The following is a 486-nucleotide window of genomic DNA, read 5'->3' on the forward strand; positions in this document are numbered from 1 at the left end:
CTCGACCGCCCCACGACGAGATGATCCGGTTCATCGACGAACACCGTGACCGTTTCGGGGTCGAGGCCATCTGCCGTACTCTGCGTGCGACCACGTGTGGGTTCATCACCTCCCGTGCCTACCGGGCCGCCAAGACCCGCCCCGCTTCGGCACGGGCGATGCGAGATGAGGTCCTGCTGCCTGAGATCACACGGATCCACCAGGAGAACTACAGCGTCTACGGGGTACGCAAGATGCGGGTATGCGATGCGTCGTGCGGGCTGGCAGATCGGCAGAGACCAGGTCGCCCGCCTGATGAGGATCGCCGGCCTCCAGGGCGTACGCCGCGGCCGGAAACCACGCACCACATGCCCTGCCGGGCAACCCGATCCCCACCTCGATCTCGTCGAACGCCGGTTCACCGCCGAGCGTGCGAACCAGCTGTGGGTTGCTGACATCACCTACGTGCGTGTCCTGACAGGGTTTTGTTACGTCGCGTTCATCACC

1 protein-coding gene is annotated in these 486 nt (G+C 65.0%); it reads left to right on the plus strand.

All coding sequences use genetic code 11. From position 1 onward, the window contains the following. Positions 1-165 precede the first annotated feature (165 nt). The coding region (locus EII35_RS16325; protein ID WP_395858270.1) for an IS3 family transposase at positions 166-486 on the plus strand (321 nt) is incomplete at its 3' end.

Origin of the sequence: Arachnia propionica, assembly GCF_003932785.1 — a bacterium.
Classification (GTDB): domain Bacteria; phylum Actinomycetota; class Actinomycetes; order Propionibacteriales; family Propionibacteriaceae; genus Arachnia; species Arachnia propionica_B.